A 26328-nucleotide genomic window follows, 5' to 3' on the forward strand; every position below is an offset into this window, starting at 1 on the left:
GCATAATCGGGGCGACCGTTTTGTACAGGAGCTGACAAGCCATGAGCACCCGCATACGCACCTTTTCTGCCCTGCTGTCCGGCCGTCCGGTCAGCGCGCATTTCTTTGGCCGGCAACTACTGATCGCGCCGGACGGCCCGGTGGTGGACGCCGGCGACCTGGTGATCAGCGTCGGCGGCATCGACGGCCCCGAACTATTGCTCAACTGGCTCGATGGACACGGCGTGCAGCATGCACTGAAGCCGGCCGCTGCGGCGGATATCGCGATGCTGCTGGAGAGCGCGCCGCCGCTGTTGCAGCCGCAATTGGCGCAATGGCAGCAGCGCGGCCGCAATACCCGGCAGATCTGGGGCTGGCTGGGCGCGATAGCTGGCGGCGCGCTGCTGCTGGGCGCACTGTTGTGGTGGCAAACGCCGCACGCGGCCGGCTGGCTGGCCGGACGGATTCCCGTATCCGTCGAACAACAGCTGGGCCGGGCCGCGCTGGCTGAAATACGCCAACAAGGCGGCTTGAGCGAAAGCGGGCCGCTGCAGCAAGCGGTGCAAGACATCGGCCGGCGCCTGACCGCCGGCTCACGTTATCAGTATCGCTGGATCGTCAAGCAGGATGACACGGTCAACGCGTTTGCGATACCGGGCGGGATCGTGGTGGTGCATACGGCGTTGCTGAAACAAGCCGCCAACCCGACCGAACTGGCGGCCGTGCTGGCGCATGAAGTGCAGCATATCGAGCAGCGCCACTCGCTGCGCCAGATGATCGCCAGCCTGGGCTGGGGCGCGCTGCTGGCCGTGACGGTCGGCGACGTCAGCGCGGTGGCGGCGCTGCTGGCCCATCAGGCCGGCGCCCTGTATTTCAGCCGCGACATGGAAGACGAAGCCGACCGGCTCGGCCTGCAAACCTTGCAGCGCGCCCGCATCAAGCCGGACGGCATGTTGACGTTTTTTAAAAAGATCGGCGAGAACGACAGCGCCGGCGGTTTGCCGGCCTGGATCTCATCGCACCCGCAAACGCCGGAACGCATCGCCAGGATCACCGCGCTGATGGCGAGCCAGCCTTGCCCATCTTGCCAGGACCTCAATACGGACGGCTGGAAGGCGTTGACGAATAGCATAGGCACGGCCCAAAAATAATTTAAACCAGCAAAACAATAACGTATCCTTATCGCCGTCTTTACCTTCACCACCACCAAGGACATCATCATGACGCATCGTTTTACCGCCGGCACGCTCGGCACCCTGGCCGCAGCGCTTGTTTTTGCCTATGCGCCGCTGAACGCGGCCCACGCCGCCGCAAACCAACCGGCTCCGGCCGTCAGCGCGCCGCAAGCCCAAAAACAATTGCAGCGACTCGCCGACCGATATTACGATGCGCAAGCACGCTTCAATCCGCTCAATGCGACTACATTCGGCGACAACCGTTACGACGACCAGCTCGGCAAGGGCATCGTGCCGGCCGTACGCGCCAGGCAATTCGCACTGTATCGCCAATTCCTGGCCAGCCTGAACACCATCAAGCGCGCACAGCTCGCCAGCAAGGACCAGGTCAGCTACGATATCCTCGGCTACGAACTCAAGACGGCGCTGGCGTTCGAGACATTTCCCGAACACCTGCTGCCGCTGAACCAGCTCGATAGCGTGCCCGTGGTGCTGGCCAATTACGCCAGCGGCGAAGGACCGCAGCCGATCAGCAACGTCAAACAATACGACGCTTACCTGAGCCGTATCGGCCAATTGCCGGCCTGGATAGACCAGGCCATCGCCAATATGCGCGAAGGCATCCGCGACGGCGTGGTGCTGCCGAAATCGCTGATTGCGTCCGCCTTGCCGCAATTCCAGAAACTGCTCAGCAGCACCCCGGAAACCAGCATTTACTACACCCCGGTCACCAAATTCCCGGCCAATTTTTCCGACGCCGATAAACAACGGCTGACGCAGTCCTACCGCGCCATCATCGGCGCCAAGCTGATGCCGGCGCTGGCGCGCCTGGCCAGGTTCGTCGAAAACGACTACCTGCCGGCCGGCCGCGACAGCAGCGGGCGGAGCGCGCTGCCGAACGGCGCCGCCTGGTACCAGGCGAATGTCGCCGCCCAGACCAGCACCACCTTGCAGCCGGAACAAATCCATCAAATCGGCTTGAAGGAAGTGGCGCGCATCCAGCAGCAATACGCCATCATCGGCCCAAAACTGGGGTATGACGGTCCGCCCGCCGGTTTGCCGGCATGGGTCGCCGCGCAGGAAAAATTCCGTCCGTTCAAGACCGACCAGGAAGTGCTGGACGTTTACCGCAAGCTCAACGAACAGCTCAACAGCAAGTTGCCAGCCCTGTTCACGCTGGTGCCGAAGGTGCCGCTGGAGTTGCGCCTGGAACCGGAACTGAGCCGCGACACCGCGGCCAGCCATTACACCGCACCAGCTCCCGACGGTACGCGGCCTGGCGTATTCTGGTTGGTGGTGACCGATCCCAAGCGCTATCCAAGCACCGGCATGACCACTTTATTCTTGCACGAAGGCAAGCCCGGCCACCATTTCCAGATAGCGCTGACGCAAGAGCTGAACTTGCCGGACTTCCGCAAATTCGGCGACAACAACGCCTTCATCGAAGGCTGGGCGCTGTATGCGGAAACGCTGGGCAAGGAAATGGACTTGTTCAACGACCCGGCCCAATACTTTGGCAACTTGAACGATGAGATGGTGCGCGCGGTGCGGCTGGTGATCGATACCGGCTTGCACGCCAAAGGGTGGAGCCGCGAAAAAACCATCCAGTACATGAGCGACACGCTGGGTTACGACACAGTGGCGAAAAGAGAAACCGAGCGTTACATGGCATGGCCGGGCCAGGCGCTGGGCTACAAGATCGGCTCCCTGAAAATCCTCGAATTGCGCCAGCGCGCGGAAGCCGCGCTGGGTCCGAAATTCAGCTTGCCGAAATTCCACGCGGTGGTGCTGGACGACGGCCCCTTGCCGCTGAACCTGCTGGAAGCGAAGGTCGACCGCTGGATCGCCGAGCAGAAGTAAGCGTTACGCTGCACCTCATCAGCAGAACGGCGCCGGACGTGGGCCGGCGCCGTGGTTGATCGATCAAGGTTGGCGGCTGGAAGCCATTGATGAATAGCATAGGCACGGCTCAAAAATAGTTTAAACAAGCAGGACAATCGCGTATCCTTATCGCCGCCTTCACCTTCAACTCCCCATCAAGGACCTCATCCATGACGCATCGTTTTATTGCCGGCACGCTCGGCACCCTGGCCGCAGCGCTTGTTTTTGCCTACGCGCCGCTGAACGCGGCCCACGCCGCCGCAAACCAACCGGCTCCGGCCGTCAGCGCGCCGCAAGCCCAAAAACAATTGCAGCGACTCGCCGACCAATATTACGATGCGCAAGCACGCTTCAATCCGCTCAATGCGACTGAATACGGCGACAACCGCTACGACGACCAGCTCGGCATGGGTATCGCGCCGGCCGTGCGCGCCAGGCAATTCGCGCTGTATCGCCAATTCCTGGCCAGCCTGAACACCATCAAGCGCGCACAGCTCGCCAGCAAGGACCAGGTCAGCTACGATATCCTCGGCTACGAACTCAAGACGGCACTGGCGTTCGAGACATTTCCCGAACACCTGCTGCCGCTGAACCAGATGGATAGCGTGCCCGTGGTGCTGGCCAATTACGCCAGCGGCGAAGGACCGCAGCCGATCAGCAACGTCAAACAATACGACGCTTACCTGAGCCGTATCGGCCAATTGCCGGCCTGGATAGACCAGGCCATCGCCAATATGCGAGAAGGCATCCGCGACGGCGTGGTGCTGCCGAAATCGCTGATTGCGTCCGCCTTGCCGCAATTCCAGAAACTGCTCAGCAACTCCCCGGAAACCAGCATTTACTACACCCCGGTCACCAAATTCCCGGCCAATTTTTCCGACGCCGACAAACAGCGGCTGACGCAGTCCTACCGCGCCATCATCGGCGCCAAGCTGATGCCGGCGCTGGTGCGCCTGGCCAGGTTCGTCGAAACCGACTACCTGCCGGCCGGCCGCGACAGCAGCGGTCGGGGCGCGCTGCCGAACGGCGCCGCCTGGTACCAGGCGAATGTCGCCGCCCAGACCACCACCGCCTTGCAGCCGGAACAAATCCATCAAATCGGCTTGAAGGAAGTGGCGCGCATCCAGCAGCAATACGCCATCATCGGCCCGAAACTGGGATATGACGGTCCGCCCGCCGGTTTGCCGGCATGGGCCGCGGCGCAAGAAAAATTCCACCCGTTCAAGACCGACCAGCAAGTGCTGGACGTTTATCGCAAGCTCAACGCACAGCTCAACAGCAAGTTGCCAGCCCTGTTCACGCTGGTGCCGAAGGCGCCGCTGGATTTGCGACTGGAACCGGAACTGAGCCGCGATACCGCGTCCGACCACTATTCCCCGCCAGCCCCGGACGGTACGCGGCCCGGCGTATTCTGGTCGGTGGTGACCGATCCCAAGCTGTACCCAAGCACCGGCATGACCACTTTATTCTTGCACGAAGGCAAACCCGGCCACCATTTCCAGATAGCGCTGACGCAAGAACTGAATTTGCCGGATTTCCGCAAATTCGGCGGTAATAACGCCTTCATCGAAGGCTGGGCGCTGTATGCGGAAACGCTGGGCAAGGAAATGGGCTTGTACGACGATACGGCCCAATACTTTGGCCACTTGAACGACGAAATGCTGCGCGCGGTGCGGCTGGTGGTCGATACCGGCTTGCACGCAAAAGGGTGGAGCCGTGAAAAAACCATCCAGTACATGCGCGACACGCTGGGCTACGACGCGGCGGCGAAAAGCGAAACCGAGCGTTACATGGCATGGCCGGGCCAGGCGCTGGGCTACAAGATCGGCTCCCTGAAAATCCTCGAATTGCGCCAGCGCGCGGAAGCCGCGCTGGGTCCGAAATTCAGCTTGCCGAAATTCCACGCGGTGGTGCTGGGCGACGGCACCTTGCCGCTGAGCCTGCTGGAAGCGAAGGTCGACCGCTGGATCGCTGAGCAGAAGTAAGCGTTACGCTGCTCCCCATCAGCGGAACGGCGCCGGACGTGGGCCGGCGCCGTGCTTGATCCCTGATTGATGTAACGCAAAGCTTCACCAAGCCCACGATTTTTCGATACCGGCACAGGAACCACTGCCCTCCCCGGCAGGACTAATTTGCATGTCATTCAACCTAGGGTGTGACGCGCTTGCGCCATGCCGGGAGATATCATGCAAAACAGCACTGAACAACCGTCAAAAAACCGCAGCCGTCACGGTTCATGGCAATTTCCGAATGCCGGTGGCGCCGACGGCACCGATAATGGCACGCTGGCCGAAGCGGAATCCAGGCGCCAGGCCCGTACCCGCGATGGCCGCGCAGAGCGCAGGCAAGACAGCGGACGCAAACAAGACCAGCAGATCAATCAATTGAGCACCATGCTGGGCTGGCTCAGCATCGGCATCGGCCTGATGCAATTGCTGGCGCCGCGCCGCGTGGCGCGCGTCACCGGCTTGCCGGCCTCGCCGCTGTTGTTGCGGGTGATCGGCTTGCGCGAAGTCGCGTGCGGCATCGGCTTGCTGAATCAACGTTCGTCGCCAGCCTGGAACTGGTCGCGCGTGGCCGGCGATGCGATGGACCTGACCTTGCTCGGCGTGGCTGCCGGCGGTTCCGGCAGTGCGCGCAAACGCATCGCGGCGACCGCCGTGATGGTGGCCGGCGTCACCGCGCTGGATGTCGTGGCCAGCAAGCAAACCGGGCCGCAAAAACTGAGCACCGCACAGCCGCCCGGCCTGTCCGGCGTGTCGATCACCAAATCGATCACGGTGAACCGCTCGGCCGATGAATGTTATCAAGTGTGGCGCGACCTGGAAAACTTGCCGCGCTTCATGCCGGACCTGGATACGGTACGCATCATCGATCAGCGCCGCTCGCACTGGAAGCTGCGCGGGCCGAGCGGCGGCATGACCGAGTGGGACGCCGAAATCACCGACGACCAGCCCGGCAAGCGGCTGGCCTGGCGCTCGCTGGACAGCGGCGCCGAAGATGAAAACGGCGTGCTCGAATTCAGCCCGGCGAATGGCGGCAAGGGTACGGTGGTCACGATGCGCCTGCATGCCGAACCGCCGGCCGGCAAGGTTGGCGCCGCGCTCGCCAAGCTGTTCAGCACAATCCCCGACATGCAAATCGACCGCAGCCTGCGGCGCTTCAAGCAATGGGTGGAAACCGGCGAAATCGCCACCACCGAAGGCCAGCCGGCAGGCATGCGCAGCCTCAAGAGCCGCCTCTTCAAGAAAGGAGCGCGTTCATGAAAGCGAATTGCTGGCACGGCAAACATGATGTCCGGGTCGAACAGGTAGCCGATCCGAAAATCATCAACCAGCGCGACGCCATCATCAAGATCAGCTCGACCGCCATTTGCGGCTCCGACCTGCATCTGTATAACGGCGTGATTCCGAGCATGGAACAGGGCGATATCCTGGGCCATGAATTCATGGGCGAAGTAGTCGAGCTCGGTTCGCAAGTGAACAATTTACGGATCGGCGACCGTGTCGTGGTGCCCTTCCCGATCGCTTGCGGCCAGTGTTTTTTTTGCGAGCAGCAAATGTTTTCAGTGTGCGAAAACTCCAATCCCAACGCCTATATGGCGCAAAAGCTGTGGGGCCATTCGCCCGCCGGCATTTTCGGCTATTCGCACCTGACCGGCGGGTATGCCGGCGGCCAGGCCGAATTCGCCCGCGTGCCGTTCGCCGACGTCGGGCCGATCCGGATTCCCAACGAATTAAAGGATGAGCAAGTCTTGTTCTTGTCCGATATTTTGCCGACCGGCTACATGGCGGCCGAAGCGTGCGACATCCAGCCCGGCCACGTGGTGGCGGTCTGGGGTTGCGGCCCGGTCGGCCAGTTCGCGATCCAGAGCGCTTTCCTGCTCGGCGCCGAGCGTGTCATCGCGATCGACCATTATCCGGAACGGCTGCGCATGGCGCGCGAGCAATCGGGCGCCGAAACCATCAATTTTGACGACACCGACGTACAAGACGCATTGAAACAAATGACCGGCGGACGCGGCCCGGATGCGTGCATCGACGCGGTCGGCATGGAAGCCCATGGTGTCGGTATTGCCTATGCATATGACAGGCTCAAACAGGCGATGCGGATGGAGTCGGATCGCCCGACCGCCTTGCGCCAGGCGCTGATGGCGTGCCGCAATGGCGGGGTGGTGTCGGTACCCGGCGTATATGGCGGCTTCAGCGACAAGATCCCGTTCGGTTCGGTCATGAACCGCTCATTGACGCTCAAAACCGGGCAAACCCATGTGCAGCGTTATCTGCAACCGTTGCTGGATCGGATACAAAGAAACGAGATCGATCCATCGGTGATCATCACCCATCACCTGCGCCTCGACGAGGCGCCGCATGGCTACGCAATTTTCCAGAACAAGCAGGAAGAATGCATCAAGGTGGTGATGCATCCGCATTGACGCCCGGCTGGCATGCTGCGGCGCGCTACACCAGTAGCGCAGCGCTCATCGAGTTAACTTCCTCGGCCGATTCGGCAAGGATGCTTTGCAGGGTGTCATTGTCGATGATGAAGTCGATTACCGAATCGGATGGCGTCAGCATTTCCATAAAGCTTTGCTGCAACGGCGATACCACCGGCGCCAGCTGCTTGGCCAGCAGCAAGGTATCGAGCAGCGAATCCGGTGGAATCGCCAGCAAGCCGTCGCGCAAGCCATCGATGGCGGTCGACACCGGTTCCGGGATCATCAATTTCTTCATGACTTCGCGGGAAATGATTTCTTCCGCCGATTCCATCCAGTTTTCCGGATCGTCATCCAGCAAGCCGGGAAATTCATCGGCGCGCGATAACAGGTAAAAGCCGCCCACTTCATGCACGATGCCGGCGAACAGCGCGGTATCCGGATCGACCAGCGTGATACGCCGCGCGATCACATGCGCCAGCGCGGCGACATGGGCGGTGTGTTCCCACAACTGGGCCGCCTTGATGCGCAGGTCGGGATCGACGATCTTGCTGCCGAACTGGCGCACCACCATCGCCGCGACCAGCGAATACAGATTGCGGTACCCCATGCGCATCACCGCCGCGCGCACGCTGGTGACGGCGGCCATGTCGCCGCGGCTGAACACCGCCGAATTCGCCAGCGCCACGGTGCGCGCCGCCAGCAAGGGTTCCGCCAGCACCAGTTTGATCGCGTGGTCGATATGGCAGTCAGGCTCCGCCAGCGCCAATTGCAACTGCAGCGCGGCATTTACACTGGTCGGAAAAGTCAGTTCGCCGCGTATAGCCTGCGATACGATCAAGCCAAATGCTTCCAGTCTGTTCATCATAAGCTCCACCCTCCCGGTCTGCCACAGGACTTGGAACCGCTGACAAAACACCCATGGTGGCAGTACGAATGTACGACAAGACAATCTAACGCTGCCATGGATGTTTTTTCAGGCGCTCTTAGTCATTCCTATTTTACGCCAATACAAAAACAGCACCACTATAAATGCATGCGGCCTATTTCAGTATGAAAATTCAATCCGATATTTTCCACGTCTTTTAACACAGCCTCATCGCCAATAACAAATATCTTAGGCTGCTGTAATACCTGCATCAAGAAAGGCTGTTGTTCGCGCAGACGCCGCTGATAATCGGCCAGTGAATATAAATTCGGATTAATCTTGCGCTTCAAAGTTCGTTCGCCTGGCGTTAAACGAGATAATAATTCTCCGTAATTGGTATCGTCGCCGACCAGCAAGAGATCGATATTACTCGCCACCGTATCCTGTCCCCTTGCGGTTGCGCCATAGACGAAGGCGACATGCAATTGTTTCGACAATGGCGCCAGCGTCGCATGCAGCACGCCGACCAGGCCGAAGGTTTTTTGCACCAGGCCGCTCAACTCCGGATAGACCAGGCTTTCCTTGTTGGGCCAGAAACGCCGCACATTGCCGATGCGTTCAGATGTGATCAAACCGGAATCATGCAAACGGCGCAACTCGCGCTGCGCGGACGCGCTGCCCAAGCCTGTCAGACGCATGATCTCGTTCAAGTGAAATCCTTCATTGACCCGCACAAACAGCAGGGCCAGCAGTTTTTGCTGTGCGGGAGAAAAGAGGGCTTGTGCGATCATGTGCCAAATATTAGCATGAATAAACTATTATTCAGCACGGGACGGCCACGGGCAGCCCATGCGTGTTGTGCAAAAGCCTGAGCTGCCTGGAGGGGAAATACTATGGTGCGGCGATGGTCTGGCGCAAGCCGGCGATGATCAACTCGAGCCCGGTGTCAAAGCGGCGCTCCAGGCCGGTCTCGAAGATCGCTTCCATGCTGGCCTGCACATGCGGGAAACGGCCGCTGGCCAAGGACGAAAACTGGGCGCGCCGCTGCGACAGAGCGGACGCATCGTCCGCGGCGAAACCCTGCACTTCCATGACAAAACCCCGCACATAATATAAAACGGTCGAGGCGCTCCAGCTCGCGACATGGTCAGCCAGCCCTGCCGCACGCAATGGCCCGATCAGCGCTTCAGCCACCCGCAATCCATTTGCGGAAATGATATAAGTGCCGCCAAATACCCTGACGCCATCGCGCCGGGCCGCTAAAGCGACACGCATTTCCCGCGCCACCTGGCGCAGGCGGTGATCCCAATCCGTATTCGTATCAATATCGCGGGCCACTTCCTGAATTAATATATCCGCCATGCCATCCAATAATTCCTGCTTATTGGAGAAGTGCCAATACAGCGAGGCCGCCTTAATATCCAGCGCATCAGCCAGGCGGCGCATGGTCAAGCCTTCAATACCTACCTGGTCCAGCAAGTCCAACGCCGTGGTGATCACGTTTTCGCGTTGAATTTTCATATTGCATTCCTTAATGCCAAAAACTTCAACAGCGTTCACTTATTATTCAGCCGGACATGCGCAAAAATAATCCTTATGGGAAATTTTTTACCGCCGCAAAAGATATTCTTATTTCAGCAATATCTTAAAACACACTTCAAAGAAATCATCCAGCGGCGCACGGCTTTTCAAGACTTTGGCGCGAATCAGCGCGCCTTCCCATGCATTCACCACGAAACGGCCCAACGCTTGCGCGTCATGGCGCGGATCGACCTGGCCCAAGACCTGTGCTTCGGACAATACCCCGGCGACTCTGGCGCTCCAGGTCTCGAACACGCTAGCCAAGGCCTCACGCATGGCGGGATGGGTATCCGACATTTCGGCGCCGAAATTGCCCAGCAGGCAGCCGCGGGTATGGCCCCAGCCGACAAAACGCTGGGCCATGAATTCAAAATGCTGGCGCAGCCGCTGCAACGGCGTCTTGCCCTCTTCATGCAGCAAGTCGATGCGGTTATTCGCCGCATACATGTCCAGCGCTTCGAGCGCCAGTAATTCCTTGCTCTTGAAATGATTGAAGAACGATCCCTTCGGCACGCCGGCGGCGTCGGTGATATCCTGGATCGAACAACCGTTGAAACCCTGCGCCTGCAGTGTTTCGCAAGCGGCATCCACCAGTTTGCCGCGCACGCTAGGTCTCCCCATAACTCTCCCCTGAAATGCTGTTGTCTTGCTCATATCTTGCCTTTGTCTGGTTCATAGGGGCAAAATCGCAGCAGATAATACATTCGGTCATATTACGGGGTCAAGACATGTCATCCACAAGTACAAGAATAGACTGAATGCCCCATCCACGCTGAACGGCTGCTTAAATCAGTTATTATAGACTTGAACTTTAATATGACCGGTCATATACTCGATCAACTTTCACTCGACTTCGGTCAACATCACCGTGATGTGCAGCGCTTTCCAGGAGATACGGTATGAAAAAAACGTCTTTTTTAGCGGCATGCCTTTTACTATTGTCCGGATCGGCGATGGCCCAGCCGTACGCCGATAAATTGTATGTCATCGAATGCGGCCAAGGCCATGCCGAAGACCAGGGCCGCTGGTCGCCCGGCGTGAATGTCGGCAAAGGCTTCGACCTGGCGGACAATTGCTACCTGATACGCCATGGCGCCGACTGGTTCTTGTGGGATACCGGCATCCCGGACAGCATCGCCGCCCTGCCCGATGGCGAGCGCAACAGTTTTACCGGCACCACCTGGAAGCGCAGCAGCACACTGGCCGCCCAGTTGGCCGCGCTCGGCGTGGCGCCAGACCAATTGCGCTGGATCGGCTTGTCGCATACCCATCCCGACCATTCCGGCAACCTGGCGCTGTTCCCCCACACCACCTTGCTGGTGCAAGCCGCTGAATACAACTGGAAACAAGCCGATGGCAGCCCGCGCTTTCCCCCGCAACAGCCAGTCAAGCAAGTATCGGGCGACTACGATGTGTTTGGCGACGGCAGCGTGACCATCCTGTCGACGCCGGGCCACACGCCGGGCCACCAGTCGCTGCTGGTCAAATTGCACAACACCGGCGCCGTGGTGCTCAGCGGCGATGCGGTCCACTTCAAGGACAACTGGGACAAGCGGCGCGTACCGGCGCTCAACGCCGATGCGGCGGCCAGCCGCGCCTCGCTGGAAAAAATCGCCCAGGTGATGGAAACCGAACACGCCCAGTTGTGGATTAACCATGACGTACCACAAAGCAAGGCCCAGAAACACAGCCCCGAGTTTTACGATTAATGTAGAGAGGAACTTTTCCCGGTGCGCACCACTCCTGCAGCGACCACGCCAGAACGCCCCCGGCGCCAACCTCGACCGGCGGCCTCTGGTGCAGCTTATGCCTTATGCCAGCTGGTAACGCGCGGCAGGGTTGGTGCGCGACAAGTTAGGCCGCAGCGCCAAGCGCGCCGTTTCCATCCTGTTCCAGTCTTCGACGTCCGGCAGCGATGGAATGGTTACCACTTCACCCTGGTCCAGCGCCGCCAGCGCGCTGTCGACCAGGTTTTCCGGCGTCATCAACATGCCGGCAGGGAAGTTGGAAGCCGGGAAACCGGCAATGTCCCAGAACCGCGTGCCGGTTGCACCTGGCAACACAGCTTGCACTTGTACGCCTTTACTGCCCAGTTCATGGTGCAGCGACTGGGTCAATGCCAGCACATACGCCTTGGCGCCGCCATAGGTGCCATTCAACAAGTCTGGCGCCAGCGCGGCGATCGACGAAATGTTGATGATGGTGCCGGTGCCGCGGGCCACCAGGCCGGGCGCGACAGCGCGGGTCAGGCGGGTCAGCGCAAACACGTTGACGTTGATCAAGTTATCCAGATCTGCCACCGAAGAGTCGATCAGGCTGGCGGTCGCGCCCAGGCCGGCGTTATTCACCAGCGCCGTAATGCTGGCATCTTCTCTCAAAATATGCTCAACAGCACGCAAATCGGCATGGTCGCTCAAATCGGCCTTGACCGTGCGGATCTTGCGTCCGGTCTTGGCGGCCAGCGTCGCGGCCAGTGCATCGAGCTTGTCGAGGCTGCGCGCCACCAGGATCAGGTCGTAGCCGCGGTGCGCCAAACGGTCGGCGTACACCGCGCCGATGCCGGTCGATGCGCCAGTAATCAGGGCGGTGCCTTGGTTTGCAGTAGTCGTCACAATAATTCCTTTCAAAGTACATCATTCGCGCCAGGGCGTCGCCCCGGCTATTCGAATGAGTTGACAGAATCAGTGTAGGGACATAACCTACTTCCTGAATGACGTATATACCTCAGTTTGGGCCATCATGAAAAAATCCATCGCCTTTGTTGTCTTCCCCCATTTTCAAATCGTCGACCTGGCCGCCATCACGCCGTTCGAGGTTGCCAACAGCAGTCCGGGCGGGCCGTTTTACGACATCACCATGTTGTCCGAGCACGGCGGCCTGGTGCGCAGCTCGTCGGGCGCGCAAATTGATACCGAGCCATTCGGCCGGCATGACTACGACAGCATCCTGGTGACTGGCGCAATGGTGTCGCTTACCTCCTCGCCCGCGTTCATCGACTTCCTGCGCCAGGCCAGCGCACATTCGCGCCGCACCGCCAGCATCTGCACCGGCGCGTTCCTGCTGGCCGAAGCCGGTTTGTTCGACGGCCGGCGGGTCACCACGCACTGGGGCGGGGCGCGCGAATTGCAGCGCCAATATCCGAAAACCAAGGTCGAAGAAGACCGTATCTTCATCAATGACGGCAAGTTCTGGAGTTCGGCCGGCATGACGGCCTGCATCGACCTGGCGCTGGCGCTGGTGGAAAGCGACCTGGGAGCGGAGGTCGCGCGCACGGTCGCGCGCAAGATGGTGGTGTACCACCGGCGCAGCGGCGGCCAATCGCAGTTTTCCGCGCTGCTGGAACTGGAACCGAAATCCGACCGCATCCAGAGCGCGCTCAGCTACGCCAAGGCGAATCTGCGCAAGACGCTGACGGTCGACGAGCTGGCCGACGCGGCCAACCTGAGCCGGCGCCAGTTCAGCCGTACCTTCCGGCTGGAAACCGGCCACTCGCCAGCCAAGGCGGTGGAAACCTTGCGGGTCGAAGCGGCCCGCATCATGATCGAACAAAGCAGCCACCCGATCGACGTGGTGGCGCGCGAAAACGGTTTTTCCGATCCGGAACGGATGCGCCGCGCCTTCATCCGCGCCTACGGCATGCCGCCGCAGGCGATCAAGCGCACCATGCGGCCGGCGCACCTGGGACTATCCTGACGCAACGGCGCGCATGTTACGCCCCAGCGTCAGCATGGCGCGGCTGAGTCATTCGATGTTAACTTCGCTAACTTGCCAGCGTTTGCCATTGGCGTGCCTGCCGCACAGTTCTTGCTTGAAATCCGGCACTCATGCACAAGTTGCTCAATTGGTCGTGCAAACCCTGCCCGAGCGGGCGCGGCGATGCGACAAACTCTTCATCGCTGAGCGATAAAAAAACGGCGCCGGGGAGTCATCCCCGGCGCCGTTCTGGTATCGACTAGCAGCGAATTACGCTTCGTTGTCGTGTTGTGCGGCTGCGGCAGCCGCTTGCGTTTCGATGTCTTGCAACGCTTCGGCAGCTTCGCCGGCCATCGAGGCTTTTTCGGCCAGCAGCAGCGCTTGACGCTCTTCCACTTCCCACGCTTCTTTCTCTTTGCGTGCGCGGTGGAATGCCAGGCCCGTACCGCCAGGTATCAGGCGGCCGACGATGACGTTTTCTTTCAGGCCGCGCAAACCATCGCGCTTGCCCATGATCGCCGCTTCGGTCAGCACGCGGGTGGTTTCCTGGAACGATGCGGCCGAAATGAAGGAATCGGTCGACAAGGAAGCCTTGGTAATACCCAGCAAGACGTTTTCGTAGGTCGCAGGGATCTTGTTCTCCGACGTCACGCGATCGTTTTCGTCCAGCAATTCCGAACGCTCCACCTGCTCGCCAACGATGTAGTTGGTGTCGCCGGCATTGACGATCTGAACACGGCGCAGCATCTGACGCACGATCACTTCAATGTGCTTGTCGTTGATCTTCACGCCTTGCAAACGGTACACGTCTTGCACTTCGTCGACGATGTAACGCGCCAGCGCTTCGATCCCCAGCAAACGCAGGATGTCTTGCGGATCGGCCGGGCCGTCCACGATCATCTCGCCCTTGTTCACGACTTGGCCGTCATGCACCAGCACTTGTTTGTCCTTGGTGATCAAGAACTCATGCTTGTTGCCGTCCATGTCGGTGATTTCCAGGCGTTGCTTGCCCTTGGTTTCTTTACCGAAGGCAACCGTACCGGTGACTTCCGCCAGCATGCCGGCGTCTTTCGGCGAACGCGCTTCGAACAGCTCGGCAACCCGTGGCAAACCACCGGTAATGTCGCGCGTTTTTTGCGATTCGGTCGGGATACGCGCCAGCACTTCACCCACCGACACTTGCTGGCCGTCTTTCACCATGATCAGCGCGCCGACCTGGAAGCCGATCGCCACCGAATGTTCGGTGCCGGCGATCTTGACTTCTTCGTTGGCGTCGTTGATCAGCTTGACTTGCGGACGCAAGGTCTTGGTCAGCGAACCGCGACGTTTCGCATCGATCGCGACCAAGGTCGACAGGCCGGTGACTTCGTCGACCTGGCGGGCCACGGTGACGCCTTCTTCGACGTTCTCGAAACGCACTTGACCGGCGTATTCGGTAATGATCGGACGGGTCAGCGGATCCCACGTCGCCAGGGCGGTACCGGCCTTGATGACCATGCCGTCCTTGACGATCAGCGTCGCGCCGTACGGTACCTTATGACGCTCGCGCTCGCGGCCATGGTCGTCGGTGATCAGCACTTCGCCGGAACGGGAAATGACGATTTGCGCGCCCTTGCCGTTGGTCACGTAACGCATGGTTGCTGTGAAGCGGATGGTGCCGTTCGATTTGGCTTCCACCGACGATGCCACTGCCGCACGCGACGCCGCACCACCGATGTGGAAGGTACGCATGGTCAGCTGGGTACCAGGCTCACCGATCGACTGCGCCGCCACCACGCCGACTGCTTCGCCGGCATTGACCAGCAAGCCACGGCCCAGGTCGCGTCCATAGCACTTGGCGCACAGGCCGAAGCGCGTGTCGCACGTCAGTGGCGTACGGACCTTGACTTCGTCGATCGACAGACGCTCGATCTCTTCGACCATGTCTTCGTCCATCAGCGTGCCGGCTTCGTACAGCGTTTCCTGGGTTTCAGGGTTGACGACATCGTGCACCACGACGCGGCCGAGGATACGGTCGCGCAACGGTTCGATGACTTCACCACCTTCGACCAGCGCCTTCATGACGGTGCCGTTCATGGTGCCGCAATCGTCCTCGATCACCACCAGGTCTTGCGTCACGTCGACCAGACGACGGGTCAAATAACCCGAGTTCGCGGTTTTCAGCGCCGTATCGGCCAGACCTTTACGAGCGCCGTGGGTCGAAATGAAGTACTGCAAAACGTTCAGGCCTTCGCGGAAGTTCGCGGTAATCGGCGTTTCGATAATCGAGCCGTCCGGTTTCGCCATCAGGCCGCGCATACCGGCCAACTGGCGAATCTGCGCCGCGGAACCGCGCGCGCCGGAGTCGGCCATCATGTAAATGGCGTTGAACGATTCCTGGGTCGACTTGCTGCCGTCGCGGCGGGTCACGTCTTCGACCTTGAGCTGGTCCATCATGGCCTTGCCGACTTCATCCGAGGTTTTGCCCCAGATATCGACTACCTTGTTGTAACGCTCGCCGGCGGTCACCAGACCGGACGCGTATTGCTGTTCGATCTGCTTGACTTCCGATTCGGCGGTCGCGATCAGGGTCACTTTTTGTGGCGGCACCAGCATGTCGTCGACGCAGATCGAAATACCTGCGCGGGTCGCCAGGCGGAAGCCCGATTGCATCAGCTTGTCGGCGAACACCACGGTGGCGCGCAGGCCGCACTTGCGGAACGAGGTGTTGATCAGCTTCGAAATCTCTTTCTTTTTCAGCGCGCGGTTCAGTACCGAGAACGGCAAGCCTTTAGGCAGGATTTCGGACAGGATCGCACGGCCGACCGTGGTTTCGTAGCGGGTGATGGTTTTTTCGAATTCGCCCGTTTCGGCGTTTTTCGGGTACTCGGTGATACGCACGGTAACGCGGGTGGTCAGTTCGACTTCCTTGTTATCGTAGGCGCGTATCACTTCGGACACGTCAGGGAACATCATCCCTTCGTTCTTCGCGTTGATCGCTTCGCGGGTCGCGTAGTACAGACCGAGCACGATATCCTGCGACGGCACGATCGACGGTTCGCCGTTCGATGGGAACAGGATGTTGTTCGATGCCAGCATCAGGGTACGCGCTTCCATCTGCGCTTCGATCGACAGTGGTACGTGAACCGCCATTTGGTCGCCGTCAAAGTCGGCGTTGAATGCGGCGCAGACCAGCGGGTGCAACTGGATGGCCTTGCCTTCAATCAGCACTGGCTCGAATGCCTGGATACCCAGGCGGTGCAGCGTAGGCGCACGGTTCAACATGATCGGATGTTCACGGATCACGTCTTCCAGGATGTCCCACACCACCGGTTCCTGGATTTCGACCAGCTTCTTGGCGGCCTTGATCGTGGTTGCCAGGCCCATCAATTCCAGTTTATTGAAAATGAATGGCTTGAACAGTTCCAGCGCCATCAGTTTCGGCAAGCCGCACTGATGCAGTTTCAATTGCGGACCCACCACGATGACCGAACGGCCCGAGTAGTCGACGCGTTTACCCAGCAAGTTTTGACGGAAACGGCCGCCTTTACCCTTGATCATCTCGGCCAGCGATTTCAGCGGACGCTTGTTGGCGCCGGTCATCGCCTTGCCGCGACGGCCGTTGTCCAGCAGCGAATCGACCGCTTCTTGCAGCATGCGCTTTTCGTTGCGCGTGATGATTTCTGGAGCACGCAGCTCCATCAGGCGTTTCAGGCGGTTGTTACGGTTGATCACGCGGCGATACAGATCGTTCAGATCCGAGGTCGCGAAACGGCCGCCATCGAGCGGTACCAGCGGACGCAATTCCGGCGGCAGCACCGGCAGCACTTCCATGATCATCCAGTCAGGCTTGATGCCCGAACGCTGGAATGCCTCGAGCACTTTCAGGCGCTTGGCGTATTTCTTGATCTTGGCTTCGGATTTCGATTCCTTCAATTCCACGCGCAGGGTTTCGGCATCGCGGTGGATGTCGATCGAGCGCAGCAATTCGCGGATGCCTTCGGCGCCCATGAATGCGGTGAAATCGTCGCCGTACTCTTCGTACTTGGCGGCGTAGTCGTCTTCCGACATGATCTGGCACTTTTTCAGCGGAGTCATGCCTGGATCGGTCACGACATATGCTTCAAAGTACAACACACGTTCGATATCGCGCAGGGTCATGTCGAGCACCATGCCCAGACGCGACGGCAGGGATTTCAGGAACCAGATGTGGGCGGTCGGCGAGGCCAGCTCGATGTGGCCCATGCGCTCGCGGCGAACTTTCGCCAGCGTCACTTCAACGCCGCATTTTTCGCAGATCACGCCGCGGTGTTTCAAACGCTTGTATTTACCGCACAGGCATTCGTAATCCTTGATCGGTCCAAAGATCTTGGCGCAGAACAAGCCGTCGCGCTCAGGCTTGAAGGTACGGTAGTTGATGGTTTCCGGCTTTTTGACTTCGCCGTAGGACCACGAACGGATTTTTTCAGGCGAAGCCAGACCGATTTTGATCGCGTCGAAGGTTTCGTTTTGCTGAACTTGCTTGAAGAGATCGAGCAGTGCTTTCATGTATCACTCCAGAGGTGATTAAATTTCTATATTCCTGAGACTACATTGCCCGGCGTGGTTTCCCAGCCGGGCTTTGTACTACTCACACCAAAATGACAGAGAAACTGTCTTTTAGTTGCGTTCGAGGTCGATATCGATACCCAGCGAACGGATTTCCTTGACCAGCACGTTAAACGATTCCGGCATGCCGGCGTCGATCACGTGGTCGCCCTTGACCAGGTTTTCGTACACTTTGGTACGGCCATTCACGTCATCGGACTTGACGGTCAACATCTCTTGCAAGACATACGATGCGCCGTAGGCTTCCAGTGCCCACACCTCCATCTCACCGAAGCGCTGGCCGCCGAACTGGGCTTTACCGCCCAATGGCTGCTGCGTCACCAGCGAGTAAGGACCGGTGGAACGGGCGTGCATCTTGTCATCGACCAAGTGATGCAGTTTCAGCATGTGCATGACGCCAACCGTCACTTTACGCTCAAACGCTTCGCCGGTACGGCCGTCATACATGGTCACCTGGTTCTTCGAGGCGGTCATGCCGAGGTTTTTCGCGATGTCGTCCGGATACGCCAGGTCCAGCATGCGGCGGATCTCTTCTTCATTCGCGCCGTCGAATACCGGGGTGGCGAATGGAACGCCTTTTTTCAGGTTCTCGGCCAGCTTCATGATTTCTTCATCATCGAAGTTGTCCAGTTCTTCCGCGCGGCCATTCTCGTTGTACACCACTTCGAGGTACTTGCGCATCTCGGCGACCTTGGTTTGCGCCTTCAGCATTTCGCCGATGCGGATACCCAGACCCTTGGCGGCCCAGCCCAAGTGGGTCTCGAGAATCTGACCAACGTTCATCCGCGAAGGAACGCCCAGCGGGTTCAGCACCACGTCGGCTGGCGTGCCGTCGGCCATGTATGGCATGTCTTCCACAGGAACAATACGGGAAACCACACCCTTGTTGCCGTGGCGACCCGCCATCTTGTCGCCCGACTGCAGGCGGCGTTTCACGGCCAGGTACACCTTGACCATTTTTTGCACGCCTGGTTGCAGCTCGTCGCCCTGGGTCAACTTCTTGCGCTTCTCTTCGAAGGCCAGGTCGAACTGGTGGCGTTTTTCATTGATCGATTCCTTGATCGCTTCCAGCGCTACCGCCGCATCGTCGTCCGCAGGGCGGATGTCGAACCAGTGGTATTTGTCCAGGTCGTCCAGGTATTCCTTGGTGATCTTGGCGCCCTTGGCCAGCTTTTTAGGACCGCCGTTGACAACTTTGCCGATCAGCATTTTTTCGAGACGCTGGAAGGCATCGCCTTCGACGATACGCATCTGGTCGTTCAAGTCCAGACGGAAACGTTTCAGTTCGTCGTCGATAATTTGCTGGGCACGCTTGTCGCGCACGATGCCTTCGCGGGTGAACACTTGCACGTCGATCACGGTGCCGATCATGCCCGAAGGCACGCGCAGCGAGGTGTCTTTCACGTCCGATGCTTTTTCGCCGAAAATCGCGCGCAGCAGCTTCTCTTCCGGGGTCAGCTGGGTTTCGCCCTTCGGCGTCACTTTACCGACCAGCGTGTCGCCGGCTTGCACTTCGGCGCCGATGTAGACGATACCGGATTCATCCAGGCGAGCCAGCTGGTTTTCAGCCAGGTTCGAAATGTCGCGGGTGATTTCTTCCGCGCCCAGTTTGGTATCGCGCGCCACCACCGACAACTCTTCGATGTGAATCGAGGTGTAGCGGTCGTCCTTGACGACGTTTTCCGAGATCAGGATCGAATCTTCGAAGTTCAGACCATTCCATGGCATGAACGCCACGGTCATGTTCTGGCCCAGCGCCAATTCACCCAGGTCGGTCGATGCGCCGTCGGCGATCACGTCGCGCTTGGCGACACGGTCGCCTACCTTGACGATAGGCCGCTGGTTGATGTTGGTGTTCTGGTTCGAACGGGTGTACTTGATCAGGTTGTAGATGTCGACGCCGACTTCACCAGCTTGCGCTTCGTCATCGTTCACGCGAATCACGACACGGCCCGCATCGATGTAATCGACGATACCGCCACGCAATGCTTGCACGGTGGTGCCCGAGTCGACCGCGACAGTGCGTTCGATACCGGTACCGACCAGCGCTTTTTCAGGACGCAAGCAAGGCACTGCCTGGCGTTGCATGTTGGCGCCCATCAATGCACGGTTCGCATCATCGTGTTCGAGGAAGGGAATCAGCGACGCGGCGACGGAAACGATCTGGCCCGGCGCAACGTCCATGTACTGGATGCGCTCCGGGGATACCAGGATGGTTTCGCCGGCTTCACGGGCCGAGACCAGTTCATCGGACAACATGCCTGCATCGTTGATGGTCGCATTCGCCTGGGCGATGATGTAGCGGCCTTCTTCGATGGCCGACAGGTAGTCGATCTGGTCGGTGATCTTGGAACCTTCGACCTTGCGGTACGGGGTTTCCAGGAAGCCGTATTCATTCAGGCGGGCATACAGAGCCAGCGAGTTGATCAGACCAATGTTCGGACCTTCCGGTGTCTCGATCGGGCAGACGCGGCCGTAGTGGGTCGGATGCACGTCGCGCACTTCAAAGCCGGCGCGTTCGCGTGTCAGACCGCCGGGTCCCAGCGCCGATACGCGGCGCTTGTGGGTGATTTCCGACAGAGGATTGGTTTGGTCCATAAACTGCGACAACTGGGACGAACCGAAGAACTCGCGAATCGCGGCCGAAATCGGCTTCGAGTTGATCAGGTCGTGCGGCATCAGGTTGTCCGCTTCGGCCTGGCCGAGGCGTTCCTTGACGGCGCGCTCAACCCGCACCAGGCCGGCGCGGAATTGATTTTCAGCCAGTTCGCCGACGCAACGCACGCGACGGTTGCCCAAGTGATCGATATCGTCGACTTCGCCGCGGCCATTGCGCAGTTCCACCAGGATCTTGATCACGGCCAGCACGTCTTCGTTCGACAGCGTCATGGCGCCGGTCAGTTCATCGCGGCCGATGCGGCGGTTGAACTTCATGCGGCCCACGGCCGACAGGTCGTAGCGGTCCGAGTTGTAGAACAGGCCGTTGAACAGCGCTTCCACCGAATCTTCGGTAGGCGGTTCGCCTGGGCGCATCATGCGGTAGATCGCCACTTTGGCGGCCATCTGGTCGGCGGTGTCGTCGATGCGCAGCGTTTGCGAAATGTACGCGCCCTGGTCCAGGTCGTTGGTGTACAAAGTCTGGATTTCGGTCACGTTGGCTTCGCGCAGGCGGCCCAGCAAGTCTTCGGTCAGCTCATCGTTCGCGGAAGCGACCACTTCGCCGGTGTCGCCATCGACGATGTTCTTGGCCAATACGCGGCCCAGCAGGTAGTCTTCCGGTACGGAGATGTGCTTGATGCCGGCGGCTTCGATATCACGCACGTGCTTGGCGTTGATACGCTTGTCTTTCAAGACCAGGGTCTTGCCGGACTTGTCGACGATGTCGAAACGCGCGACTTCGCCACGCAGGCGTTCGGAAACGAATTCCATCTCCGCGCCTTCCGAGCGCAGGTTGAAATTATCGAATACAAAGAAGTTCGCCAGGATCTGTTCATGCGACATGCCGATTGCCTTGAGCAAGATCGTCACAGGCATCTTACGGCGGCGGTCGACGCGGAAGAACAGGATGTCTTTCGGGTCGAACTCGAAGTCCAGCCACGAGCCGCGGTAAGGAATGATACGCGCGGAGAACAGCAACTTGCCGGACGAGTGGGTCTTGCCGCGGTCATGCTCGAAGAACACGCCAGGCGAACGGTGCAGCTGGGAAACGATCACCCGCTCGGTGCCGTTGATCACGAAGGAACCGGTGGTCGTCATCAGCGGCAATTCGCCCATGTAGACTTCTTGTTCTTTCATTTCTTTAACGACAGGCTTGGTTGGCGATTCCTTGTCCAGGATCACCAGGCGCACCTTGGCGCGCAGCGGCGACGCGAACGTCAGGCCACGCTGTTGGCATTCTTTGACGTCAAAGGCAGGATCGCCCAGGACGTACGACAAGAATTCGAGACGCGCAAAACCATTGTGCGACACGATAGGGAAAATCGAAGTGAAAGCCGACTGCAGGCCATCATTCTTGCGGCCGGACGGTGCTATGTCCTCTTGCAAGAAGCTATGATAAGACTCGAGCTGGGTCGCCAGCAGGAACGGAACGTGGTGAACGTTGGCGCGCTTCGCGAATGATTTGCGAATGCGTTTCTTCTCAGTAAATGAGTAGTGCATGGACACTCCGTGAGTGACAGAAAGGATAGAAAATTCAGGTTTTGCAAGTGTTCATTTGCAACGCTGCGTGTGACACAGACGAAACCTCAAGGCTCTGCTTTCCGGCTTGAATCGAACAAAACTGCTACAAATACATTACAAATACGATACAGACGACAAAGGAGCCAAAGTCGGATTTCCCCCCTTGCGAAGGGAAATCTCAGACTTTGGCTCGGGCGCTAACTGCCGCCGGTACAAATATTACTTGATCGAAGCGGTTGCGCCGGCTTCTACCAGTTTTTTCTGTGCTGCTTCAGCGTCGGCTTTCGATACGCCTTCTTTCACAGTTTTTGGTGCGCCATCGACCAGGTCTTTAGCTTCTTTCAAGCCCAGGCCGGTGATTTCGCGAACTGCTTTAATGACGCCAACTTTGTTTGCGCCGAAGGTGTCCAGAACAACGTTGAACTCGGTTTGCTCTTCAGCAGCTGCAGCTACTGCGCCGCCGGCTGCTGGAGCAGCCATAGCTGCTGCCGACACGCCGAATTTTTCTTCGAAAGCTTTTACCAGGTCGTTCAGGTCCATTACGGACATGGCGCTAACTGCTTCCAGGATATCGTCTTTGCTAATTGCCATTTTGAAACTCCTAAATTTATTACGTTAGTTACATCAGATTGGTACTGAGAGAAAAAAGCGCGCGCGATTAAGCGGCTGCTGGGGCTTCTTCCACTGCTGCTTCCGCAGGAGCGGCGCCTTCGCCTTTTTTCGCTGCCAGGGCAGCCAGACCACGTGCAAAGCCCGACACCGGAGCCAGCATAACGCCCAACAACTGCGAAATGAGGACTTCACGGGAAGGAATACTCGCCAGAGCTACGACAGCCGCTTTATCAAGCGATTTGCCGGCGTAGTTACCTGCCGTGATGACCAGTTTGTCGTTGGTTTTAGCGAAGTCAGCGATGACTTTAGCTGCTGCAACGGCATCGTCCGAGATCGAGTAGATCAACGGGCCGGTCATGGAATCGGCGAGGCTGGCGAATTGGGTGCCTTCGACGGAGCGACGAGCCAATGTGTTTTTCAACACACGCAGGTACACGCCTTGGGCACGTGCTTTAGCACGCAGTTGCGTCAAGTGACCAACCTGGATGCCACGATATTCGGCCACGACGATGGTTTGCGCAGTTGCTACTTGTGCGGAAACTTCGGCGACGACGGCCTTTTTGTCATTCAGATTGAGACTCACGGTCAACCTCCTTAAATGATGTTCGACACTCTTTACCGAGTGGCAAAGCGTCTCGCATCGGTTCGAACACGGCGTCCGAAGTCAAGAAGTACTAAACTGAGCGGATAAATTCACGCAGCATGAGGACTACAAAACTTGTTCGGGTACACCATCTGCGTTGGGCGCCAAAAGTTCCCTTTTAACTTTTTAACCAGCAGCACTTGTTGTCGCTGCCGGCCCAACGGTCTTTGATTGTCTGCCTGAATGTTGTCAGACAACACACACACAGCCCAAAGATGCGCCCGCCGCACTCAAAAGTGCAACGGGACTTGATTCTTTACTTAAGCTGCCAGGCTAGCCTGGTCGATACGGACGCCAGCGCCCATGGTCGACGACAGCGAGACTTTGCGCAGGTACACGCCTTTGCTCGATGCTGGTTTAGCTTTGTTCAGCGCGTCGATCAGCGCGACCAGATTCGATTTCAAATCTGCGTCGGCGAACGATTTACGGCCGATGGTAGCGTGGATGATACCGGATTTGTCGGTACGGTACTGAACTTGACCGGCTTTCGCGTTTTTCACGGCGGTAGCGACGTCAGGAGTAACAGTGCCGACTTTCGGGTTAGGCATCAAGCCGCGCGGGCCCAGGATTTGACCCAGGGTACCAACGATACGCATGGTATCTGGCGAAGCGATGACGATGTCGAAAGGCATGTTACCGGCTTTGATCGATTCAGCCAGGTCTTCCATGCCGACGATGTCCGCGCCAGCTGCTTTAGCCGCTTCTGCTTTGTCGCCCGATGCGAATACTGCCACGCGCACGGTTTTACCGGTGCCGGCTGGCAACACGACGGAGCCGCGCACCACTTGGTCGGATTTCTTAGGATCAACGCCCAATTGTACCGATACGTCGATCGATTCATTGAACTTGGCGGTAGCGCATTCTTTGATCAATGCCACTGCATTGTCGAATTCGTAAGCTTTGGTGCGATCGACTTTAGCTTTGAATGCTTTGATACGTTTGGATAACTTAGCCATTATACAACACCTTCCACCGTGATGCCGATCGAGCGTGCGGAACCGGCGATGGTGCGTACAGCAGCATCCATGTCGGCAGCGGTCAGATCCGGCGTTTTCAATTTAGCGATTTCTTCAGCTTGCGCGCGGGTCAGCTTGCCGACTTTGTCGGTATGCGGTTTCGGCGAACCTTTGGTGATCGCAGCAGCTTTTTTGATCAGGTAGGTTGCTGGAGGCGTCTTCATCACGAAGGTGAAGGACTTGTCCGCAAACGCGGTGATCACGACTGGAATCGGCATGCCGGCTTCGAGACCCTGGGTCTGCGCGTTGAACGCTTTGCAGAATTCCATGATGTTCAGGCCGCGCTGACCCAGTGCTGGGCCGATCGGTGGGGATGGGTTTGCTTTACCAGCTGGCACTTGCAGCTTGATAAAACCAATGATTTTCTTTGCCATGATGGCTCCTATCTTGGATTGAGTAGTAGCGCCCCGCCGATACTACCCTGGCGGGGCTCCTCTGACCGGATTTCGCTGTGACTGCCGCGGCGCTCCTGGTGGCGCTGATACAACTTACACTTTTTCGACTTGTCCGAATTCGAGCTCTACCGGGGTAGCGCGACCGAAAATGGTGACCGAGACGCGTACTTTGGATTTCTCGTAATTGACTTCTTCGACGTTGCCGTTGAAGTCCGTGAACGGACCATCCTTGATGCGTACTTGCTCGCCGACTTCGTACAGCGTTTTTGGACGCGGCTTTTCGACACCCTCTTGCATTTGCTTCATAATGCCGTCGATTTCGCGCGCGGAGATCGGCGTCGGCTTGTTCGACTTGCCACCGATGAAGCCGGTAACCTTGCTGGTGTTCTTGACCAGATGCCAGCTTTCGTCCGTCATTTCCATTTCAACCAGCACGTAGCCGGGATAAAAACGACGTTCGGTCACCGATTTGACGCCGTTCTTGACTTCAACGACTTCTTCGATCGGCACCAGGATCTGGCCAAACTGATCTTGCATGCCAGCGCGTTCAATACGCTCGGTCAATGCACGCATGACACTTTTTTCCATGCCGGAATAAGCGTGCACCACGTACCAGCGCTTGTTACTCACTGGCACGCTCAGCGCTGCGCCTGTGTCTGCTGCCGGGGCATCACCCGGTACGGCTTCGGACGCCGCATCATCGTGCACATTTTCGCTCATTATTTTTTCCAACCCAGAATTACTTCGTACAACAAAAACTCAAGCAATTTATCCGTGCCCCACAAGAAGATCGACATCACCAGTACGAAGGCAAACACGATCAAGGTGATCTGTGTCGCTTCCTTACGGGTAGGCCAAACGACCTTCTTGGTTTCGCGCACGGCTTCTTTGGCGAAATTCAGGAATTCACGGCCGGTCGCCGAGACATACAAGAGTGCAACAGCAATAACCAAACCAGCCACAAGCGCGCTTGCACGCACCAGAGCTGGTTGGCCTGCCAGGCTGTAAAACCCGACTACTCCTGCAATCGCAGCCACTACTGCCAGCGCGACTTTTATCTTGTCACTCGACGTGCTAACGGTTTGCACGGATTGATTTGACATTTTTTACTTTCGGTGCCTTGCACCAGAATGGTGGCAGGGACGGAGGGCATCGAACCCCCAACCTTCGGTTTTGGAGACCGACGCTCTGCCAATTGAGCTACGTCCCTACGTAAAACTTTCGTGGAGTGCTATTCTACCACCTGAGACGCCCCAGGTGGAAGTACAACATTTCCTTAAGCGA

Annotated in this window: 20 protein-coding genes and 1 tRNA gene; 7 read left to right on the forward strand and 14 right to left on the reverse strand. The window is 58.5% G+C overall.

Going from position 1 to position 26328, the window contains the following annotated elements:
- Positions 1-41 precede the first annotated feature (41 nt).
- The 5 genes from GJA_RS26360 (at position 42) to GJA_RS23150 (ending at position 7470) form a co-directional block, all read left to right on the forward strand.
- Entirely contained in the window at positions 42-1130 is a 1089-nt protein-coding gene (locus GJA_RS26360) for a M48 family metallopeptidase (RefSeq protein WP_051781269.1), read from the forward strand.
- Between the two features lie 69 nt (positions 1131-1199).
- Positions 1200-3014, forward strand: a complete 1815-nt coding sequence (locus GJA_RS23135) for a DUF885 domain-containing protein (RefSeq protein ID WP_038497113.1) — start codon at positions 1200-1202, stop codon at positions 3012-3014.
- Between the two features lie 191 nt (positions 3015-3205).
- Entirely contained in the window at positions 3206-5020 is a 1815-nt protein-coding gene (locus tag GJA_RS23140) for a DUF885 domain-containing protein (protein ID WP_038497116.1), read from the forward strand.
- A gap of 201 nt (positions 5021-5221) precedes the next feature.
- A complete protein-coding gene (locus GJA_RS23145; RefSeq protein ID WP_081905674.1) occupies positions 5222-6301 on the forward strand; it encodes an SRPBCC family protein in 1080 nt (359 codons plus the stop codon).
- The gene (locus tag GJA_RS23150; protein ID WP_038497120.1) at positions 6298-7470 is read left to right on the forward strand and encodes a zinc-dependent alcohol dehydrogenase; all 1173 of its coding nucleotides are present in this window, start codon (positions 6298-6300) and stop codon (positions 7468-7470) included. Before GJA_RS23145 ends, GJA_RS23150 begins: the two co-directional genes overlap by 4 nt.
- A gap of 25 nt (positions 7471-7495) precedes the next feature.
- Here GJA_RS23150 and GJA_RS23155 read toward each other — a convergent pair whose 3' ends face one another.
- From GJA_RS23155 to GJA_RS23170, 4 genes are all read right to left on the reverse strand, one after another.
- On the reverse strand, positions 7496-8335 hold the full coding sequence (locus tag GJA_RS23155; protein WP_038497123.1) for an HDOD domain-containing protein: 840 nt from the start codon (positions 8333-8335) through the stop codon (positions 7496-7498).
- A gap of 161 nt (positions 8336-8496) precedes the next feature.
- A complete protein-coding gene (locus GJA_RS23160; RefSeq protein WP_038497126.1) occupies positions 8497-9129 on the reverse strand; it encodes a helix-turn-helix domain-containing protein in 633 nt (210 codons plus the stop codon).
- Between the two features lie 100 nt (positions 9130-9229).
- The gene (locus GJA_RS23165) at positions 9230-9859 is read right to left on the reverse strand and encodes a TetR/AcrR family transcriptional regulator C-terminal domain-containing protein (RefSeq protein WP_038497129.1); all 630 of its coding nucleotides are present in this window, start codon (positions 9857-9859) and stop codon (positions 9230-9232) included.
- 108 nt (positions 9860-9967) lie between these two features.
- The gene (locus GJA_RS23170; protein WP_038497132.1) at positions 9968-10540 is read right to left on the reverse strand and encodes a TetR/AcrR family transcriptional regulator; all 573 of its coding nucleotides are present in this window, start codon (positions 10538-10540) and stop codon (positions 9968-9970) included.
- A gap of 332 nt (positions 10541-10872) precedes the next feature.
- On the opposite strand from GJA_RS23170, the gene GJA_RS23175 reads away from it, so the two are divergent.
- Positions 10873-11628: an N-acyl homoserine lactonase family protein gene (locus tag GJA_RS23175; protein WP_242404612.1), complete on the forward strand. Its 756-nt coding sequence runs from the start codon at positions 10873-10875 to the stop codon at positions 11626-11628.
- A gap of 102 nt (positions 11629-11730) precedes the next feature.
- Here the strand turns inward: GJA_RS23175 and GJA_RS23180 are convergent, their stop codons facing one another.
- Positions 11731-12531: an SDR family NAD(P)-dependent oxidoreductase gene (locus tag GJA_RS23180; RefSeq protein ID WP_038497138.1), complete on the reverse strand. Its 801-nt coding sequence runs from the start codon at positions 12529-12531 to the stop codon at positions 11731-11733.
- 127 nt (positions 12532-12658) lie between these two features.
- Between GJA_RS23180 and GJA_RS23185 the strand changes: the two genes are divergently transcribed.
- Positions 12659-13612 (forward strand): GlxA family transcriptional regulator, encoded by a 954-nt coding sequence (locus tag GJA_RS23185; protein ID WP_038497141.1) that lies wholly within the window; start codon positions 12659-12661, stop codon positions 13610-13612.
- Between the two features lie 270 nt (positions 13613-13882).
- Here GJA_RS23185 and rpoC read toward each other — a convergent pair whose 3' ends face one another.
- The 9 genes from rpoC to GJA_RS23230 all read right to left on the reverse strand — a co-directional run bounded on the left by rpoC (position 13883) and on the right by GJA_RS23230 (position 26254).
- Complete coding sequence (gene rpoC, locus GJA_RS23190) at positions 13883-18139, reverse strand: DNA-directed RNA polymerase subunit beta' (RefSeq protein ID WP_038497144.1); 4257 nt, start codon at positions 18137-18139, stop codon at positions 13883-13885.
- A gap of 111 nt (positions 18140-18250) precedes the next feature.
- Positions 18251-22357, reverse strand: coding sequence for a DNA-directed RNA polymerase subunit beta (gene rpoB, locus GJA_RS23195; protein WP_038497147.1), 4107 nt, complete (start codon positions 22355-22357; stop codon positions 18251-18253).
- Between the two features lie 240 nt (positions 22358-22597).
- Positions 22598-22969, reverse strand: coding sequence for a 50S ribosomal protein L7/L12 (gene rplL, locus GJA_RS23200; RefSeq protein ID WP_038497150.1), 372 nt, complete (start codon positions 22967-22969; stop codon positions 22598-22600).
- Positions 22970-23036: 67 nt separating this feature from the next.
- On the reverse strand, positions 23037-23573 hold the full coding sequence (gene rplJ / locus GJA_RS23205) for a 50S ribosomal protein L10 (RefSeq protein WP_038500890.1): 537 nt from the start codon (positions 23571-23573) through the stop codon (positions 23037-23039).
- A gap of 320 nt (positions 23574-23893) precedes the next feature.
- Positions 23894-24589 carry a 50S ribosomal protein L1 gene (gene rplA / locus GJA_RS23210; protein WP_038497153.1) on the reverse strand — a complete coding sequence of 232 codons (696 nt, stop codon included), beginning with the start codon at positions 24587-24589 and terminating at the stop codon, positions 23894-23896.
- A complete protein-coding gene (gene rplK, locus GJA_RS23215; protein WP_038497156.1) occupies positions 24589-25023 on the reverse strand; it encodes a 50S ribosomal protein L11 in 435 nt (144 codons plus the stop codon). The genes rplA and rplK overlap by 1 nt, the downstream gene beginning before the upstream one ends.
- A 114-nt stretch (positions 25024-25137) precedes the next feature.
- Positions 25138-25764, reverse strand: a complete 627-nt coding sequence (gene nusG, locus GJA_RS23220) for a transcription termination/antitermination protein NusG (RefSeq protein WP_038497159.1) — start codon at positions 25762-25764, stop codon at positions 25138-25140.
- Positions 25764-26147: a preprotein translocase subunit SecE gene (gene secE, locus GJA_RS23225; RefSeq protein ID WP_038497162.1), complete on the reverse strand. Its 384-nt coding sequence runs from the start codon at positions 26145-26147 to the stop codon at positions 25764-25766. Before secE ends, nusG begins: the two co-directional genes overlap by 1 nt.
- 31 nt (positions 26148-26178) lie before the next feature.
- Positions 26179-26254 (reverse strand) — tRNA-Trp (locus tag GJA_RS23230).
- Between the last annotated feature and the right edge of the window lie 74 nt (positions 26255-26328).

Source organism: Janthinobacterium agaricidamnosum NBRC 102515 = DSM 9628 (assembly GCF_000723165.1).
In the GTDB taxonomy this organism is placed as follows: Bacteria; Pseudomonadota; Gammaproteobacteria; order Burkholderiales; family Burkholderiaceae_D; genus Janthinobacterium; species Janthinobacterium agaricidamnosum.